We start from the raw sequence: 16,970 nt of genomic DNA on the forward strand, positions 1-16,970 counted from the left end.
TTCTAGAACGTTCGCAGCCGCTGGCAGAGACGACCGATGGAGCTTTGAGGATCATGAGCGAGACGAACCCCGCTGCCACCGCCATCTCGGCGGAGACAGCGCCGCACCGCTACACGGCCGCTCTGGCGGCCGACATCGAGGCACGCTGGCAGGACTTCTGGGACGCGGACGGCACCTACGCGGCGCCGAACCCCACGGGCGACCTGGCCGGTGACCCCGCGCTGGTCGCCAGGCCCAAGAAGTTCATCATGGACATGTTCCCGTACCCGTCCGGTGCGGGCCTGCACGTCGGCCACCCGCTGGGCTACATCGCCACCGACGTCTTCGCCCGCTTCCAGCGGATGAACGGCCACAACGTCCTGCACACCCTGGGCTTCGACGCCTTCGGCCTGCCCGCCGAGCAGTACGCCGTGCAGACCGGCACGCACCCGCGCGTCTCCACCGAGGCCAACATCGAGAACATGAAGGTCCAGCTGCGCCGGCTGGGCCTGGGCCACGACAAGCGCCGGTCGTTCGCCACGATCGACCCGGACTACTACAAGTGGACCCAGTGGATCTTCCTGCAGATCTTCAACTCCTGGTACGACGACGAGGCGAAGAAGGCCCGCCCGATCTCCGGGCTGATCGCCCAGTTCGAGTCCGGTGAGCGCGCCGTACCGGGCCACACGCGCGCGTGGAACGAGCTGACCGCCGCCGAGCGCGGCGACGTCCTGGGCGAGTTCCGCCTGGCCTACGCCTCCGACGCGCCGGTCAACTGGTGCCCCGGCCTGGGCACCGTGCTGGCCAACGAGGAGGTCACCGCCGACGGACGCTCCGAGCGCGGCAACTTCCCCGTCTTCAAGGCCAAGCTGCGCCAGTGGAACATGCGCATCACCGCCTACGCAGACCGGCTGCTGGACGACCTGGACGAGCTGGACTGGCCCGAGGCCATCAAGCTGCAGCAGCGCAACTGGATCGGCCGCAGCGAGGGCGCGCGTGTCGACTTCCCGATCGACGGCGAGAAGATCACCGTCTTCACCACCCGCCCGGACACCCTGTTCGGCGCGACCTACATGGTGCTGGCTCCTGAGCACCCGCTGGTCGACCGGTTCGTCCCGGATGCCTGGCCCGAGGCCACCCACGACGTGTGGACCGGCGGCCACGCCACGCCCGCCGAGGCCGTCGCCGCGTACCGTGCGCAGGCCGGAGCCAAGTCCGACGTGGAACGGCAGGCCGAGGCCAAGGACAAGACCGGTGTGTTCACCGGCGCGTACGCGACCAACCCGGTCAACGGCGACAAGGTCCCGGTGTTCATCGCCGACTACGTGCTGATGGGCTACGGCACCGGCGCGATCATGGCCGTCCCGGCCGGCGACCAGCGTGACTTCGAGTTCGCGCGCGCCTTCGAGCTGCCGATCGTCTGCATCGTCGAGCCGACCGACGGCCGCGGCACCGACACGTCGACGTGGGAGGACGCCTTCGCCTCGTACGACGCGAAGATCGTCAACTCCTCCAACGACGACGTCAAACTGGACGGCCTGCCGGTCGCCGAGGCCAAGGCCCGCATCACCGAGTGGCTGGCCCGCAAGGGCATCGGCGAGGGCACCGTCAACTTCCGGCTGCGCGACTGGCTGTTCAGCCGCCAGCGCTACTGGGGCGAGCCCTTCCCGATCGTCTACGACGAGGACGGCGTCGCCCACGCGCTGCCCGAGTCGATGCTGCCGCTGGAACTGCCCGAGGTCGACGACTACTCGCCGCGCACCTTCGACCCGGAGGACGCCGACACCCGGCCCGAGACGCCGCTGTCGCGCGACGAGGACTGGGTCAACGTCACCCTGGACCTGGGCGACGGGCCGAAGAAGTACCGCCGCGAGACCAACACCATGCCCAACTGGGCCGGTTCCTGCTGGTACGAGCTGCGCTACCTGGACCCGCACAACAGTGAGCAACTGGTCGACCCGCAGATCGAGCAGTACTGGATGGGCCCGCGCGAGGGTATGCCGCACGGCGGTGTCGACCTGTACGTCGGCGGCGCCGAGCACGCCGTGCTGCACCTGCTGTACGCCCGTTTCTGGTCGAAGGTCCTGTACGACCTGGGACACGTCTCGTCCGCCGAGCCGTTCCACAAGCTGTTCAACCAGGGCATGATCCAGGCCTACGTCTACCGCGACGGTCGCGGCTTCCCGGTGCCCGCCGCCGAGGTCGAGGAGCTGGGCGGCGAGTACTACCACCAGGGCGAGAAGGTCACCCGGCTGCTGGGCAAGATGGGCAAGTCCCTGAAGAACGCGGTCACTCCGGACGAGATCTGCGCCGAGTACGGTGCCGACACGCTGCGCCTGTACGAGACGGCGATGGGACCGCTGGACGTCTCCCGGCCGTGGGACACGCGCGCGGTGGTTGGCCAGTTCCGGCTGCTGCAGCGGCTGTGGCGCAACATCGTCGACGAGGCCACGGGTGAGATCACCGTCACCGACGCCGAGCCGGACGAGGAGACGCTGCGAGCCCTGCACAAGGCGATCGACGGTGTCCGCCAGGACCTGGAGGGCCTGCGCTTCAACACGGCCATTGCCAAGGTCACCGAGCTGAACAACCACCTGACGAAGACGGGCGGCGCGGTGTCGCGTCCGGTCGCCGAACCGCTGGTGCTGATGATCGCGCCGCTGGCCCCGCACATCGCCGAGGAGCTGTGGCGCAAGCTGGGCCACACCGACTCGGTCGTACACCGGGACTTCCCGGTCGCCGACCCGAACTACGTCGTCGACGAGACCGTGACCTGCGTCGTACAGATCAAGGGCAAGGTCAAGGCCCGTCTGGAGGTGCCGCCGGCCATCTCCGAGGAGGAGCTGGAGAAGGCGGCGCTGGCCGACGAGAAGGTCGTGGCGGCGCTGGGCGGTGCCGGGATCCGCAAGGTGATCGTGCGTGCGCCGAAGCTGGTGAACATCGTCACGGCGTGACATCGCCGACCGTCTCCGGGTGGTCCCCTACGGGCAGGTTCGGGGTTTTTCCGGAACTCCGGGCCTGCCCTTTGCGTTTACCGTTGAGGACACGGCCACCCACGCCGTGCCCGGAGACGGCCGGGGTGGTGGGCAGCGAGGAGGAGCACCGTGGAAACAGTGATCGCCGTGTTCGCCGTGCTCTTCCTGCTCTTCGTCGCCGGTGGGGCGTACGTCACCTTCAAGGCGGTCGGCGCCGCCAAGCGCGGGGTGGACCGTACGATCACCCAGGCCCGGCGCACGGTCGAGGACCACACGCTGCGCGCCAAGTCCATGGTCCAGATCGGCCCGGCGGGCGAGATCGCCCAGCTCCGGCTCACCCTGCGCACCTCGATGCGGGCCACCCAGGACGCGTTGCACGCGGGCGTGGCCGACGACGAGTCGCTGAAGGAGTCCCTCGGCCTCTTCCAGCGCCTGAGCGCACACGGCCAGGAACTGGACGGCGAACTCAGGCGTCTGGAGTCCGAACCGGACCGGGCCACCCTCGCCACGCGCCTGCCCGAGCTGCGCCGCCGCACCGAGCGCATCACGGAGTCCGCGGACGCGTTGCGCTGGGCCGCACGCGACCGGGCCCGCCGTTTCGCCGACGACGATCTGGACACCTTGAGCACCCAGATCGGCGTCGAGGCGGACGCCCTGCGGCACTGGACCCGGCCGGACCCGGTCACGCAGACCCCGCCGTGGCCCGAGGCCGCCGCCGGCCCCGGTGACCGTCAGACCTGGCCCGGGCAACCCCGGTCCGCCGCGGCCGACGAGCCGGTGCAGCCCGCGATCACCCCGCCCGGCCGGCCTCGGGCGTATCCCTGGCAGAAGAAGCCCCGGCCGGAGAGCACCACTTGACACGGCCGGTCCTGGTCCGGGCGGCCGGGGGCGGGCTGCCGCGCCCGGGCTACGCCAGGTAACCTCCAGCTCATGTCCCGCCATGTCGCGATCGTCACCGATTCAACGGCCTACCTGCCGCCGCGGACGGTGGAGCGCCACGGCATCACCGCGGTCCCCCTGACCGTGGTCCTCGGCGACCGGGCGCTCGAAGAGGGCACCGAGATCTCGACCCGCTCCCTGGCCCAGGCCTTGCAGAAGCGGCGCCCCGTCACTACCTCCCGGCCCAGCCCGGAGGTGTTCGCCGAAACCTACCGCAGGGTCGCCGAGGCCGGGGCCTGCGGCATCGTCTCGCTCCACCTGTCCGCCGAACTGTCGGGCACCTACGACGCGGCGGTCGTCGCGGCCCGTGAGGCACCCGTCCCGGTGCGGGTGGTGGATACCGGGATGGTCGCGATGGCCCTCGGTTTCTGCGCGCTCGCGGCGGCCGAGGTCGCCGAGGCGGGCGGCACCGTCGACGAGGCGGTCACGGCAGCGGAGAAACGGGCCGCCGGCACGTCCGCCTACTTCTACGTCGACACCCTCGACTACCTGCGCCGCGGTGGCCGCATCGGCGCCGCCCAGGCCCTGCTGGGTTCGGCGCTCGCCGTGAAGCCCCTGCTCCAGCTGGAGGGCGGCCGGATCGAACTCCTGGAGAAGGTCCGTACGGCATCCCGGGCCATCGCACGCCTCGAGGAGCTCACCGCGGAGCGGGCGGGCGGCGCCGAGGTGGACATCGCCGTACACCATCTCGCCGCCCCGGACCGTGCCGCGGCTCTCGCCGACCGGCTGCGGGCGCGGGTGCCAGGGCTCGCCGAGCTGCATGTGAGCGAGGTCGGCGCGGTCATCGGGGCGCACACCGGCCCCGGGCTGCTCGGCGCGGTCGTCTCACTGCGCTGACCTGTGGATCCGGGGGCGCGAGCCTCGGCATCCTCACCCGTGCGGGTGGCGGAGTTATCCACAACTCGGCCGCGGTCCACGGAAACTGATCAAGATCATCGCGGATCGGCGGGAAGCCCGATCCTCGTCGCATGGCACTTCGATCACGCTCACACCAGACACATGCGACCAGTGGCCCGGGCCGGGGCCCCACCTCCGACGGCCGGACCCGGCACCGGCGGTCCCCGGTCCGGCCCCGTATCCGGCACCGCCCCGCCCCGGCGGACGAACTGCGCCGCCGGGCGGAACTCCTCTTCGGCGAACGGGCCGTCGCCAGGCCGGGGCCGGGACAAGGGCCGCCCATCGCCGAAACGGTGACCGGCACCGGTGCGGCGACCGGACTGACCGCGGCCACCACCGCGGTGCGCACGGCCGGCGCCGGAGTGCGCACCGCCGCGGCGGCGCTGTCCACGGCGGCGGCCGTGATGTCGTCGGCCCGCGTCCTGGCCGGCGAGGCCACCGCACGGCGCCAGCCGACGCTGCCGGGGCTGCGGTCCCGGGTCGGGCTGGCCGTACGGGAGCGGATGCCGGTGTGGCTCCAGACGCGCTGCGGGCTGGAGCGCCGGGGCGCGGTCGCCCTCGGGGTGGTCCTCGTCGTGGCCACGGCGCTGGCCGTGCAGCACTTCTGGACAGGCCGGACCGAGTCCGTGAGCGCCCCGGAGGTGGTGCGCGCGCAGGCACCGTACGAGAAGAGCGGAGAAGGGGAGCAGGCCCCGGCCGCCGGAGCCGGTACCGCCGCGGCGCCCGGCGCGCACAACGGCTCCGGCGGGCCCGGTGAGTCCGGCGGAACCGGCAGGTCGGGTGCGGAGATCGTGGTGGATGTCACCGGGAAGGTCCGCGACCCGGGGGTCCACACGCTGCCGGCCGGGTCCCGGGTGACCGACGCCCTGCGGGTGGCGGGCGGGGTGCGGCCTGGTACGGACACCGACGGACTCAACCGCGCCCGCTTCCTGACGGACGGGGAACAGATCGTCGTCGGAGGCCCCGCCCCGCCGGCCGCACCCGGCCAGGGCGTGGGGGGTGTCGTGCAGGGGGCGGGCCCGACCGCCCCGGTCTCCCTGAACACGGCGACCGTGGAACAGCTCGACGCCCTGCCCGGAGTCGGCCCGGTGCTGGCCCAGCACATCATCGACTTCCGCACCCAGCACGCCGGTTTCCGCTCGGTGGACGAACTGCGTCAGGTCAAGGGCATCGGCGACCGCCGCTACTCCGACCTGCGGGACCTGGTCCGGCCATGAGTCGCGTCACCGACGGTGCGGCACCGGGACCGGTGGCCGAACGTCGGACGGTGCACGCCGGCCCGGAGCGGCGGCCCGGGGACGGGCACGCCGGGCGGGACGCGCGGGCCGACCTGCGGCTGGTGCCGCCCGCGCTGGCCGTCTGGGCGACGGCGGCGTGGGCGCTGGACGCGCCGCAGGGATGGACGGCCGGGACCGCCGTCGTCTGCCTGGTCGCCGGGTTGATCCTGCTGCGGCTCCGCCGGGTGCGTACGCGACCGGGGGCACCCACCGCCGGCGTCGGGTCCGCCCGGCCGGCCTGGCGGCGGGCCTCGGTCGGCGCGCTCCTCCTCTGCGTCGCCGGGGCGGCCGCCTCCGCGGGACTGCACGGGGCGGACGTGCGCCGTGGCCCGGTTCCCGCGCTGGCCCGCGAGTACGCCACCGTGACCGCGGAGGTGGAGCTGACGGGCGACCCCTGGACCGCCGGGCCGCGTGTGCGGGGGGACCACGCCACTTCGGCGGCCGTGCTGGTGCGTGGCGAGGTGCGGCGGGTGGAGCGCGGCGACGGGACCGCGCTGACGACGCGTTCTCCGGTGCTGGTGGTCGTGGACACGGGGGTACGGGCGCCCGGTGGTGGCGGCCGGGCGCGGTGGCTCCGGCTGCTGCCCTCCACGCGGCTGCGGGTGAGCGGGCGGCTGGCGCCGGCCACGACCGGCGGGGACCGGGTGGCGGCGATGCTGCGGGTGCGGGAGCGCCCCGCGCCGGCGGTGGTGGAGGAGCCGAGCGGGCCGCAGCGGCTGGCCGGGCGGCTGCGGGCCGGGCTGCGGGAGGCGACCGACGGGCTGCCCGAGGACGCGCGGGCGCTGCTGCCCGGGCTGGTCGTCGGGGACACCTCACGGATCACTCCGGAACTGGACGAGGCGTTCGAGGCGACCGACCTCGCGCACACCCTCGCGGTGTCGGGCAGCAACCTCACCATCCTGCTCGCCCTGCTCATCGGGCCGCCGGGGCTGGCCCAGCAGACCGAACGCCGGGGGCTCGCCCCGCGTCTCGGGCTGTCGCTGCGGGCGACCGCACTGTTCGCGTCGGCGCTCACGCTCGCCTTCGTCGTCGTGTGCCGGCCGGACCCCAGCGTGCTGCGGGCCGCGGCCTGTGGCGCGGTCGCTCTGCTCGCCCTGGCGACCGGCCGCCGCAGGTCCCTGGTCCCGGCGCTGGCGACGGCGGTCCTGCTGCTGGTGCTGTACGACCCTTGGCTGGCCCGCAGTTACGGCTTCCTGCTGTCGGTGCTGGCCACCGGTTCGCTGCTGCTGCTGGCGCCCGGGTGGAGCGAGGCGCTGCGGCGGCGCGGGATCCCGGAGCGGCTGGCCGAGGGGCTGGCGGCGGCAGCGGCCGCGCAGGCGGTGTGCGGGCCGGTGGTCGCGGTGCTGTCCGCGCGGGTGAGTCTGGTGGCGGTGCCCTGCAACCTGCTGGCGGAGATCGCGGTCGCGCCGGCCACGGTCCTGGGGTTCGGGGCGCTCGCGGCGGCTCCGGTGGCGATGCCGGTGGCCAAGGTGCTGGCGTGGTGCGCGAGTTGGCCGGCCGGGTGGATCGCGTGGATCGCCCGGACCGGGGCCGGGCTGCCGGGTGCGGGAGTGGACTGGCCCGGGAGCTGGACGGGGGCGCTGCTGCTGGCCGGGGTGACGGTGGTCGTCGTCCTGCTGGGGCGCCGGTTGCTGCGGCATCCGTGGTGGTGCGGGGCGCTGGGGGTGCTGCTCGTGCTGCTGGTGGTGCGGCCGGTGCCGCTGACCCGGGTGATCACGGGCTGGCCGCCGCCCGGCTGGCGGCTGGCGATGTGCGACGTCGGGCAGGGTGACGCGACCGTGCTCGCGGCGGGCGCGGGCACCGGGGTGGTCGTGGACGCCGGGCCCGATCCGGCGCTGGTCGACCGCTGTCTGCGGGAACTCGGCATCACCCGGATCCCGCTCGTCGTCCTGACCCATTTCCATGCCGACCATGTCGCGGGGCTGCCCGGGGTGCTGCGCGGGCGTGAGGTGGCGCAGATCGAGACGACCGGGTTCGAGGAGCCCGCGGACCAGGCAGAGTTCGTCAGGAGGCAGGCCGCCGAGCACCGGGTCCCGGTCACGCGGGCGGTCGCCGGGGAGCGGCGCAGGACCGGGTCGCTGGACTGGCGGGTGCTGTGGCCGCCTCCGGATCCGGCCCCCGAACCGGACGGACCCAACGATGCCAGTGTCGCCCTGCTGGTCCGCTCGGCCGGACTGCGGATACTGCTGCTCGGGGACCTCGAACCCCCGGCGCAGCAGGAGCTGCTGAGATCACCGGCCGCCGCCGCACTGTCCCGGGTGGATGTGCTGAAGGTGGCCCATCACGGGTCCGCGTACCAGGATCCGGGGTTGTTGCGGCTGGTGGCGCCGCGGGTCGCACTCATCTCGTGCGGGGCGGACAACCCCTATGGGCATCCGGCACCGGGCACGGTGGCCGAACTGCGGGCCGTGGGGGCGGTGGTGCTGCGCACCGACCGGGACGGGGCGCTGGCCGTGACCGGCGGCGGCAGGGGCGGGGCGGCGGGGGAGTTGCGCGTGGCGCGAGACTGAGGGCATGAACTCCGTGAACCCCGCGCAGATCGACGCCTACCTCCGCCGGATCAGGGCGGCCCGTCCGGACCGACCCACCGCCGGGGCCCTGCGTGAGCTGCATCTGCGGCATCTGCGGAGCGTGCCCTTCGAGAACCTGTCGATCCACCTCGGCGAGGAGATCGTGCTGGAGGAGAAGCGGCTGCTGGACAAGGTGGTGGGTGCGGGCCGGGGCGGGTTCTGCTACGAACTCAACGGCGCCTTCTCGGTGTTGCTGACGGAGCTGGGTTTCGAGGTGACGCCGCTGGCGGCGCGGGTGTACGGGGAGGAGGGGCGGCTCGGGATCCCGTACGACCATCTCGCGCTGCGGGTGCGGACGGTGGACGGTGACGAGTGGCTCGCCGACGTGGGGTTCGGGACGCACAGCCACTACCCGCTGGCGTTCGCGGAGCGGGGTGAACAGGCCGATCCCGGTGGGACGTTCCGGATCACGGAAGCCGGCCCGGACGCGGCGGGAGCGGGAGCGGGAGCGGGAGCGGGTGCGCGGGGCGAGGAGAGCGTGTCGGCCGGGGACCTGGACGTGTTGCGTGACGGGCTGCCGCAGTACCGCCTGGAGGTCCGGCCGAGGGTGCTCGGGGACTTCACGGCCGGGGCGTGGTGGCACAGCACCTCGCCGTCGTCGCACTTCACACAGTCGCTGGTCTGTTCCCGGGTCACCGAGGACGGCGGGCGGATCACGCTCGGCGGGCGGACGCTGACGGAGACGGCGGCCGACGGGGCACGGGCGGTGCGGGAGTTGGAAGGGGACGCGGAGGTGCTCGGGGTCTACCGGGAGCGGTTCGGGATCGGGCTGGACCGTGTGCCGACTGTGCGAAAGCCGGGGTAAAGAAGCCAGAATGGCTGAATTGGGTGCCGTGGGAGAACACGGTTCTACTGGCGCGTAGCGTGCTACTCATGGGTAGTTCCGGCGCATGCGCTGGATTCCCGCGATGTGGGCCCGTGTTGCCTCGAAAGCCGCATCAGTGATCGAATGTTTCTTCGGCAACGGACGGTGACGAGGCGTACAGGGGTGGCGAGGATGTTCGGCCGCTTGGCAGGAAACCGAACGAACCGGGTGCAGCGGACGAGCCCCCTCGCGGCGGTGCAGACTCCGCCCGACGCGGGGGTGCTGAGCTGCCGGGTGCTCGACCCGGTCAGCGAACCGGTGACGAACGCGGAGTTCGCGGTCAGCGACACCATGGGGCGCACGGTGGTCAGCGGGGGCACGGATCCCTACGGGTCCTTCGTGACGACCGTGCCGGCCGGGGAGTACCGGCTGGCGGTGTCCGCCGAGGGGTTCACGCCGTACCGGGCCACCGCGCAGGTCGGCGAGAACAGCCTCGCCTCGCTCGGTGACGTGACCCTCCAGGTCGCCCAGCCGCCGGAGCTGCCGGCGCCGGGGGACTGGGAGATCGAGCAGACGCATTCCTCGATCGGTTTCACCGCCCGGCACATCGGACTGGCCCGGATCCACGGGCGGTTCAACTCGTTCGCGGGCGCGGTGCGGATCGCCGAGCAGATGGAGCGGTCCGCCATGCACGTGGTGATCGACGCGGCGACCATCGACACGGGCGTGCGGATGCGCGACGACCATCTGCGGTCGGCTGACTTCCTGGACGTGCAGCGGTTTCCGACGCTGGAGTTCTACAGCGAACGGTTCGTGCACAGGGGCGGCGCCAGGTGGGCCGTCACCGGGGCGCTGTCCCTGCACGGCGTGACGCGCACGGTCACCCTCGACACGGAGTACCTCGGGCTCGGCAACGGCATGGAGGGCGAGGTGCGAGCCGCCTGCCGGGCCACCACCGAACTCCACCGGGACGACTTCACCGTGAGCTGGCAGACCATGCTGGCCCGCGGGATCGCGGTGGTCGGGCCCAGCATCCGCGTCGACCTGGACGTGCAGATCGTCCCGAAGGGCTGAACCGGCCGCACCGGCCCTTACCCCCTCGGTCGCGGTGGCCGGCGGTGCCCGAGAATGGGGCCGTGAGCGATGTGAGACATGTGCTGGTGCTGCCGGACCGGGACGCGGCGGAGGAGGCCTCGGAGGCCCTCGGGGAGCGGTTCGGGGTCGACGAGGAACCGCGCCTGGTGCGGGACGCGCTCGCGGGGGAGGACGACGCGGAGGACGCCCAGTGGCTGGTGCTGCTCCGGGACGAGCAGGGGCGGCTGGACCCGGCGGAGCTGGACGAGTTCGCGGGGGAGTGGGACGGGTGGCGGGAGGAACCGTAGGAGCGCGGGCGGCCCGGGGCGGGGCGCGCGCGGCCGGCCGCGTTGTCAGTGGGCCGTGGGATGCTTGGCGCGATGGCCAAGAAGACTGCTGATGATGATCCGCTCGCCCCGGTGACGCTGGCCGTGGGCCAGGAGGACCTGCTGCTCGACCGTGCCGTGCAGCAGGTGGTGGCCGCCGCACGGGCCGCCGACGCCGACACGGACGTACGGGACCTGAATCCCGACCAGTTGCAGCCCGGCACCCTCGCCGAGCTGACCAGCCCGTCGCTCTTCGCGGAGCGCAAGGTGGTGGTCGTACGCAACGCGCAGGACCTGTCCGCCGACACCGTCAAGGACGTGAAGGCGTACCTCGGGACGCCCGCCGAGGAGATCACCCTCGTGCTGCTGCACGCGGGCGGGGTCAAGGGCAAGGGGCTGCTGGACGCGGCGCGCAAGGCGGGGGCGCGGGAGGTCGCCTGCCCGAAGATGACCAAGCCGGCGGACCGGCTCGCCTTCGTGCGGAGCGAGTTCCGGGTGCTCGGGCGGTCCGCCACGCCCGAGGCCTGCCAGGCGCTCGTCGACGCCATCGGCAGCGATCTGCGCGAGCTCGCGTCGGCGGTGACCCAGCTCGCCGCGGACGTCGAGGGCACCATCGACGAGGCCGTCGTCGGGCGGTACTACACCGGGCGGGCCGAGGCGTCGAGCTTCACCGTGGCCGACCGGGCCGTGGAGGGCCGTACCGCGGAGGCGCTGGAGGCGCTGCGCTGGTCGCTGGCGACAGGCGTCGCCCCGGTGATGATCACGAGCGCGCTCGCACAGGGCGTACGGGCGATCGGCAAGCTGGCGGGGGCGCGGGGCGGGCGGCCCGCCGATCTCGCGCGGGAGCTCGGGATGCCGCCGTGGAAGATCGACCGGGTACGGCAGCAGATGCGCGGGTGGACGCCGGACGGGGTCGCGGTGGCGCTGCGGGCGGTCGCCGAGGCGGACGCGGGCGTGAAGGGCGGCGGGGACGACCCCGAGTACGCCCTGGAGAAGGCCGTGGTGACGATCGCGCTGGCGGCGCGGTCGCGAGGGCGGGGGTAACGGGCGGCGGCGGGGAGCAGGGGCCGCCCGGCCGGGGAAGCGGGGGTGCCCGGGCATGCCGAGAGCCCCGGCGTCCGCCCTGGGGAAGGGAGGCGCCGGGGCTCTCGGTTCAGGCTGTCGATCGACGCCCGCGTGGCGAACGCAGGCCGCGCGTCGATCCTGGGATGCCGGCCGGGGGCGGATGAGAGAGGGCCCGCCCGGGTCCTGCCGGCGTCAAATCAAGTGTCAGCCGTTGAGGGAAGCAACCTTGGAAGCAAGCGCCGACTTCTTGTTGGCGGCCTGGTTCTTGTGGATGACGCCCTTCGAGACGGCCTTGTCGAGCGCACGCGCGGCAGCGCGCTGCAGCTCGGTGGCCTTCTCGACGTCACCCGCGGCAGCGGCCTCACGGGCCTTGCGGACCGCGGTCTTCAGGGAGGACTTGACGGCCTTGTTGCGCAGCCGAGCCTTCTCGTTGGTCTTGATCCGCTTGATCTGGGACTTGATGTTCGCCACGAAAGAGCCTTTTCAGGTTCTGGCGCGGGGCCGTGAAGGTCCCGTGCCGATGATTTCTTGAAGACGTGCCTCGCGCTGAGAGGGTATGAGACACAGCCGCCCACGTTACCAGCGAGCAGCACCACGGCCCAAACCGGTCTCCGGTCGCCCGCCATGGGACCATGGAGACTACGTATTGATCCGACCCGAGGCATAAGGCGCCTCAAGAGACAGGACCCTGCGTGCCCGCGACCCCTAACAATGTGCCCGAGCCGAGCCGTACCGCCCCGGCTCTGATCCGCAATTTCTGCATCATCGCGCACATCGACCACGGCAAGTCCACTCTCGCCGACCGGATGCTCCAGCTGACCGGTGTGGTCGAGCAGCGGCAGATGCGTGCTCAGTACCTCGACCGGATGGACATCGAGCGCGAGCGCGGCATCACGATCAAGTCCCAGGCGGTGCGTCTGCCCTGGGCCCCGACGGAGGGCCCGGACCAGGGCAGCACGCACATCCTCAACATGATCGACACCCCGGGGCACGTCGACTTCACGTACGAGGTCTCGCGGTCGCTGGCGGCCTGCGAGGGGACCGTGCTCCTCGTCGACGCCGCCCAGGGCATCGAGGCGCAGACCCTCGCCAACCTCTACCTGGCGATGGAGAACGAGCTCACGATCATCCCCGTGCTCAACAAGATCGACCTGCCGGCCGCGCAGCCGGAGAAGTTCGCCGAGGAACTGGCGAACCTGGTCGGCTGCGAGCCGGAGGACGTGCTGCGGGTCTCCGCCAAGACCGGCCTCGGTGTGGACGCCCTGCTGAACAAGGTCGTCAAGGAGATCCCGGCGCCGGTCGGCGTCGCCGACGCGCCCGCGCGTGCCATGATCTTCGACTCGGTCTACGACTCCTACCGCGGTGTCGTGACGTACGTCCGTGTCATCGACGGCCAGCTCAACAAGCGCGAGCGCATCAAGATGATGTCGACGGGCGCCACCCACGAACTGCTGGAGATCGGTACCAACTCGCCGGAGATGCTGTCCGCCGACGGACTCGGCGTCGGCGAGGTGGGTTACCTGATCACGGGTGTGAAGGACGTCCGGCAGTCCAAGGTCGGTGACACCGTCACCAGCCAGAACAAGGGCGCCACCGAGGCTCTCGGCGGTTACAAGGACCCGAAGCCGATGGTCTTCTCCGGTCTGTATCCGCTGGACGGCTCCGACTACCCCGAGCTGCGCGAGGCCCTCGACAAGCTCCAGCTCAACGACGCCGCGCTCGTCTACGAGCCGGAGACCTCCGCCGCGCTCGGCTTCGGTTTCCGGGTCGGTTTCCTCGGTCTGCTGCACCTGGACGTGATCCGGGAGCGGCTGGAGCGCGAGTTCGGGCTGGACCTCATCGCCACCGCGCCGAACGTGGTCTACCGCGTGGTCATGGAGGACCGGACCGAGTTCACGGTCACCAACCCGAGCGAATTCCCCGAGGGGAAGATCAACGAGGTGTACGAGCCCGTCGTGCGGGCCACGATCCTCGCGCCGACGGAGTTCATCGGTTCGATCATGGAACTGTGCCAGACCCGGCGCGGCACCCTGCTCGGGATGGACTACCTGTCCGAGGACCGGGTGGAGATCCGCTACACGCTCCCCCTCGCGGAGATCGTCTTCGACTTCTTCGACCAACTGAAGTCGAAGACCCGCGGTTACGCCTCGCTGGACTACGAGCCCACCGGCGAGCAGACCTCCAGCCTGGTCAAGGTCGACATCCTGCTGCACGGCGACAAGGTCGACGCGTTCTCGGCGATCACCCACAAGGATGCGGCCTACGCGTACGGCGTACGGCTGGTCGCCAAGCTGCGCGAGCTGATCCCGCGGCAGGCCTTCGAGGTGCCCATCCAGGCCGCCATCGGCTCCCGGGTGATCGCCCGCGAGACCATCCGCGCGATCCGCAAGGACGTCCTCGCCAAGTGCTACGGCGGTGACATCTCGCGTAAGCGGAAGCTGCTGGAGAAGCAGAAGGAAGGCAAGAAGCGGATGAAGATGGTGGGTTCCGTGGAGGTTCCGCAGGAGGCCTTCATCGCGGTGCTCTCCAGCGATGACAGCGCGGGATCGGCCAAGAGCAAGAAGTAACCACGGGTAACAATCGGTTACTGCCGTAAATCGGCCGCAACGGGGGTCTGCCGTACGAAAGTGCGGCGGACCCCTACGCGTGGGTAGCGTCGCTCTGCGTGTGTCATGCGGAGAAACAGACAGGCCGATGCCCCTTACGTACGGGCCGGTCGCGGCTTAGTCTGATCCCTGCTCGCTAGTTACTCGCGAGTTAAACAACCAGAACGACCAGCGCGAACCCCACCGTGAGTAAATCCCAGCCGCACTGAGCCAGCCGCACTGTCGCGGGCCCCGGAGGATGTCGTGACCGACACACAGACACTGATCGAGAACCGACCGCCGTCCGTGGCGGCCCTCTTCCTGGATCGCGTGGCGGCCACACCGGACGCCGAGGCCTACCGCTACCCGGTGCCCGCGGCCTCCGGTCAGGGTCCGGACGACTGGAGGTCGCTCAGCTGGGCGCAGGCGGCCGAGCGGGTCTACGCGATCGCGGCCGGCCTCATCGAACTCGGCATCGAGCCCGAACAGCGGGTCGCCCTCGCCGCCTCCACCCGCGTCGAGTGGATCCTCGCCGACCTCGGCATCCTGTGCGCGGGAGCGGCCACCACGACCGTCTACCCGCAGACCAACGCCGAGGAGTCGGCGTTCATCCTCTCCGACTCCGCGAGCCGGGTCCTGATCGCGGAGGACGCGGCGCAGGTCGCCAAGGCCGTCGAGAAGCGCGCCGAGCTGCCCGAGCTCACCCAGGTCGTCGTCATCGACCCGGCCGGCGTCGAGACCGGCGACTGGGTGATCACGCTCGCCGAACTGGAGCAGCGCGGCGCCAAGCACCTGGAGAAGCACCCCGAGCTGATCAAGGAGCGGGTCGGCGCGATCACCAAGGACCAGCTCGCCACCCTCATCTACACCTCCGGCACCACCGGCCGTCCCAAGGGCGTACGGCTGCCGCAGGACAACTGGTCGTACATGGCGAAGGCGATCGCCGCGACCGGGCTGATCAGCGCCGAGGACGTGCAGTACCTGTGGCTGCCGCTCGCCCACGTCTTCGGCAAGGTGCTCACCTCCGGGCAGATCGAGGTCGGCCACGTCACCGCCGTCGACGGCCGCGTCGACAAGATCATCGAAAATCTGCCGGTCGTGCAGCCGACGTACATGGCCGCCGTGCCGCGCATCTTCGAGAAGGTCTACAACGGCGTGGCCGCGAAGGCCCGCGCGGGCGGTGCCGCCAAGTACAAGATCTTCCAGTGGGCGGCGGAGGTCGCCCGCGAGTACGCCAAGGTCACCCAGGACAACTTCCGCCGCACCGGTGCCGCGACCGCGCCCTTCGGGCTCGCCGCCAAGCACAAGGTCGCCGACGGGCTCGTCTACTCCAAGCTGCGGGAGGCCTTCGGCGGGCGGCTGCGGGCCTGTGTCTCCGGGTCGGCCGCCCTGGCGCCCGAGATCGGCTACTTCTTCGCCGGCGCCGGCGTGCACATCCTGGAGGGCTACGGGCTCACCGAGTCCTCCGCCGCGTCCTTCGTGAACCCCGGCGAGGCCTACCGCACCGGTACGGTCGGCAAGCCGCTGCCCGGCTGCGAGGTGCGGATCGCCGACGACGGGGAGATCCTGCTGCGCGGCCCCGGCATCATGCAGGGCTACCACGGGCTGCCCGAGAAGACGGCGGAGGTCCTGGAGGCCGACGGGTGGTTCCACACTGGTGACATCGGCGAACTGTCTCCCGACGGCTATCTGCGGATCACCGACCGCAAGAAGGACCTCATCAAGACGTCCGGCGGCAAGTACATCGCGCCCGCCGAGGTCGAGGGACAGTTCAAGGCGGTCTGCCCCTACGTCTCCAACATCCTCGTGCACGGTGCCGACCGGAACTTCTGCACCGCCCTGATCGCCCTCGACGAGGCCGCGATCCTGGAATGGGCCAAGGAGAACGGCCTGGACGGCAAACCCTATGCCGACGTGGTGGCCGCGCCGGTGACCGTCGCGATGGTCGAGGCGTACGTCAAGCAGCTCAACGAGGGCCTGCAGAAGTGGCAGACCATCAAGAAGTTCCGGCTGCTGCCCCGGGACCTGGACGTGGAGCACGGCGAGATCACGCCGAGTCTGAAGCTGAAGAGGCCGGTCGTGGAGCGGGAGTACAAGCACCTCATCGACGAGATGTACGCGGGGACGCGGGAGGCCTAGAGGTTCGTCGTCGGGTGCGGGGCGTGGGGAGCTGGTCGAGCGGCTCCCCACGCCCTTTCGTCGGACCGCTCAGCTCTGCTCAGCTCCCCGGCTTCTTCTCTTAAGCGTTGCTACGACGAGGACCCGCCGATCCCGGAAACGGCCTTCAGTGCCGTCGGGTTGTCCTGCGTGCCGTCGACCAGATGCTCGGAGTTGTTGCGTTTTCTGTCCGTCTTCGAGCACACGCGTAGCACTGTTCTCACCCATGGCTGCCCACTTCGGTAACTCGGTGCTTATGGGCGCAGTCAGTCTGTCACTCTGTCCGCAACGATCGGGATGTATTCGTCCGAACTGCCCGGG

The 16,970-nt window shown here is 71.4% G+C and carries 12 protein-coding genes; 11 read left to right on the forward strand and 1 reads right to left on the reverse strand.

Going from position 1 to position 16,970, the window contains the following annotated elements; all coding sequences use genetic code 11:
* The first annotated feature begins 53 nt into the window (after positions 1 to 53).
* From leuS to holA, 9 genes are all read left to right on the forward strand, one after another.
* Complete coding sequence (leuS, locus tag IEZ11_RS05930; RefSeq protein WP_189261496.1) at positions 54 to 2,933, forward strand: leucine--tRNA ligase; 2,880 nt, start codon at positions 54 to 56, stop codon at positions 2,931 to 2,933.
* A gap of 150 nt (positions 2,934 to 3,083) precedes the next feature.
* Entirely contained in the window at positions 3,084 to 3,812 is a 729-nt protein-coding gene (locus IEZ11_RS05935) for a hypothetical protein (protein WP_189261497.1), read from the forward strand.
* Positions 3,813 to 3,884: 72 nt separating this feature from the next.
* Entirely contained in the window at positions 3,885 to 4,730 is an 846-nt protein-coding gene (locus tag IEZ11_RS05940) for a DegV family protein (RefSeq protein ID WP_189261498.1), read from the forward strand.
* A gap of 131 nt (positions 4,731 to 4,861) precedes the next feature.
* Complete coding sequence (locus IEZ11_RS05945; RefSeq protein ID WP_189261499.1) at positions 4,862 to 6,007, forward strand: ComEA family DNA-binding protein; 1,146 nt, start codon at positions 4,862 to 4,864, stop codon at positions 6,005 to 6,007.
* Positions 6,004 to 8,577 (forward strand): ComEC/Rec2 family competence protein, encoded by a 2,574-nt coding sequence (locus IEZ11_RS05950; protein ID WP_189261500.1) that lies wholly within the window; start codon positions 6,004 to 6,006, stop codon positions 8,575 to 8,577. The genes IEZ11_RS05945 and IEZ11_RS05950 overlap by 4 nt, the downstream gene beginning before the upstream one ends.
* Before the next feature lie 13 nt (positions 8,578 to 8,590).
* Positions 8,591 to 9,442, forward strand: a complete 852-nt coding sequence (locus tag IEZ11_RS05955) for an arylamine N-acetyltransferase family protein (RefSeq protein WP_189261747.1) — start codon at positions 8,591 to 8,593, stop codon at positions 9,440 to 9,442.
* A 192-nt stretch (positions 9,443 to 9,634) separates the two neighbouring features.
* The gene (locus IEZ11_RS05960) at positions 9,635 to 10,516 is read left to right on the forward strand and encodes a YceI family protein (protein ID WP_189261501.1); all 882 of its coding nucleotides are present in this window, start codon (positions 9,635 to 9,637) and stop codon (positions 10,514 to 10,516) included.
* Positions 10,517 to 10,578: 62 nt separating this feature from the next.
* Entirely contained in the window at positions 10,579 to 10,824 is a 246-nt protein-coding gene (locus IEZ11_RS05965; protein WP_189261502.1) for a hypothetical protein, read from the forward strand.
* A gap of 72 nt (positions 10,825 to 10,896) precedes the next feature.
* Entirely contained in the window at positions 10,897 to 11,886 is a 990-nt protein-coding gene (gene holA / locus IEZ11_RS05970) for a DNA polymerase III subunit delta (RefSeq protein ID WP_189261503.1), read from the forward strand.
* A 225-nt stretch (positions 11,887 to 12,111) separates the two neighbouring features.
* Here holA and rpsT read toward each other — a convergent pair whose 3' ends face one another.
* On the reverse strand, positions 12,112 to 12,378 hold the full coding sequence (gene rpsT, locus IEZ11_RS05975; RefSeq protein ID WP_189261504.1) for a 30S ribosomal protein S20: 267 nt from the start codon (positions 12,376 to 12,378) through the stop codon (positions 12,112 to 12,114).
* Positions 12,379 to 12,599: 221 nt separating this feature from the next.
* On the opposite strand from rpsT, the gene lepA reads away from it, so the two are divergent.
* Positions 12,600 to 14,474 carry a translation elongation factor 4 gene (lepA, locus tag IEZ11_RS05980; RefSeq protein ID WP_189261505.1) on the forward strand — a complete coding sequence of 625 codons (1,875 nt, stop codon included), beginning with the start codon at positions 12,600 to 12,602 and terminating at the stop codon, positions 14,472 to 14,474.
* 282 nt (positions 14,475 to 14,756) lie between these two features.
* Entirely contained in the window at positions 14,757 to 16,631 is a 1,875-nt protein-coding gene (locus tag IEZ11_RS05985) for an AMP-dependent synthetase/ligase (protein ID WP_189261506.1), read from the forward strand.
* The last annotated feature ends 339 nt before the right edge of the window (positions 16,632 to 16,970 follow it).

Source organism: Streptomyces fuscichromogenes, assembly GCF_014645815.1.
GTDB lineage: Bacteria > Actinomycetota > Actinomycetes > Streptomycetales > Streptomycetaceae > Streptomyces > Streptomyces fuscichromogenes.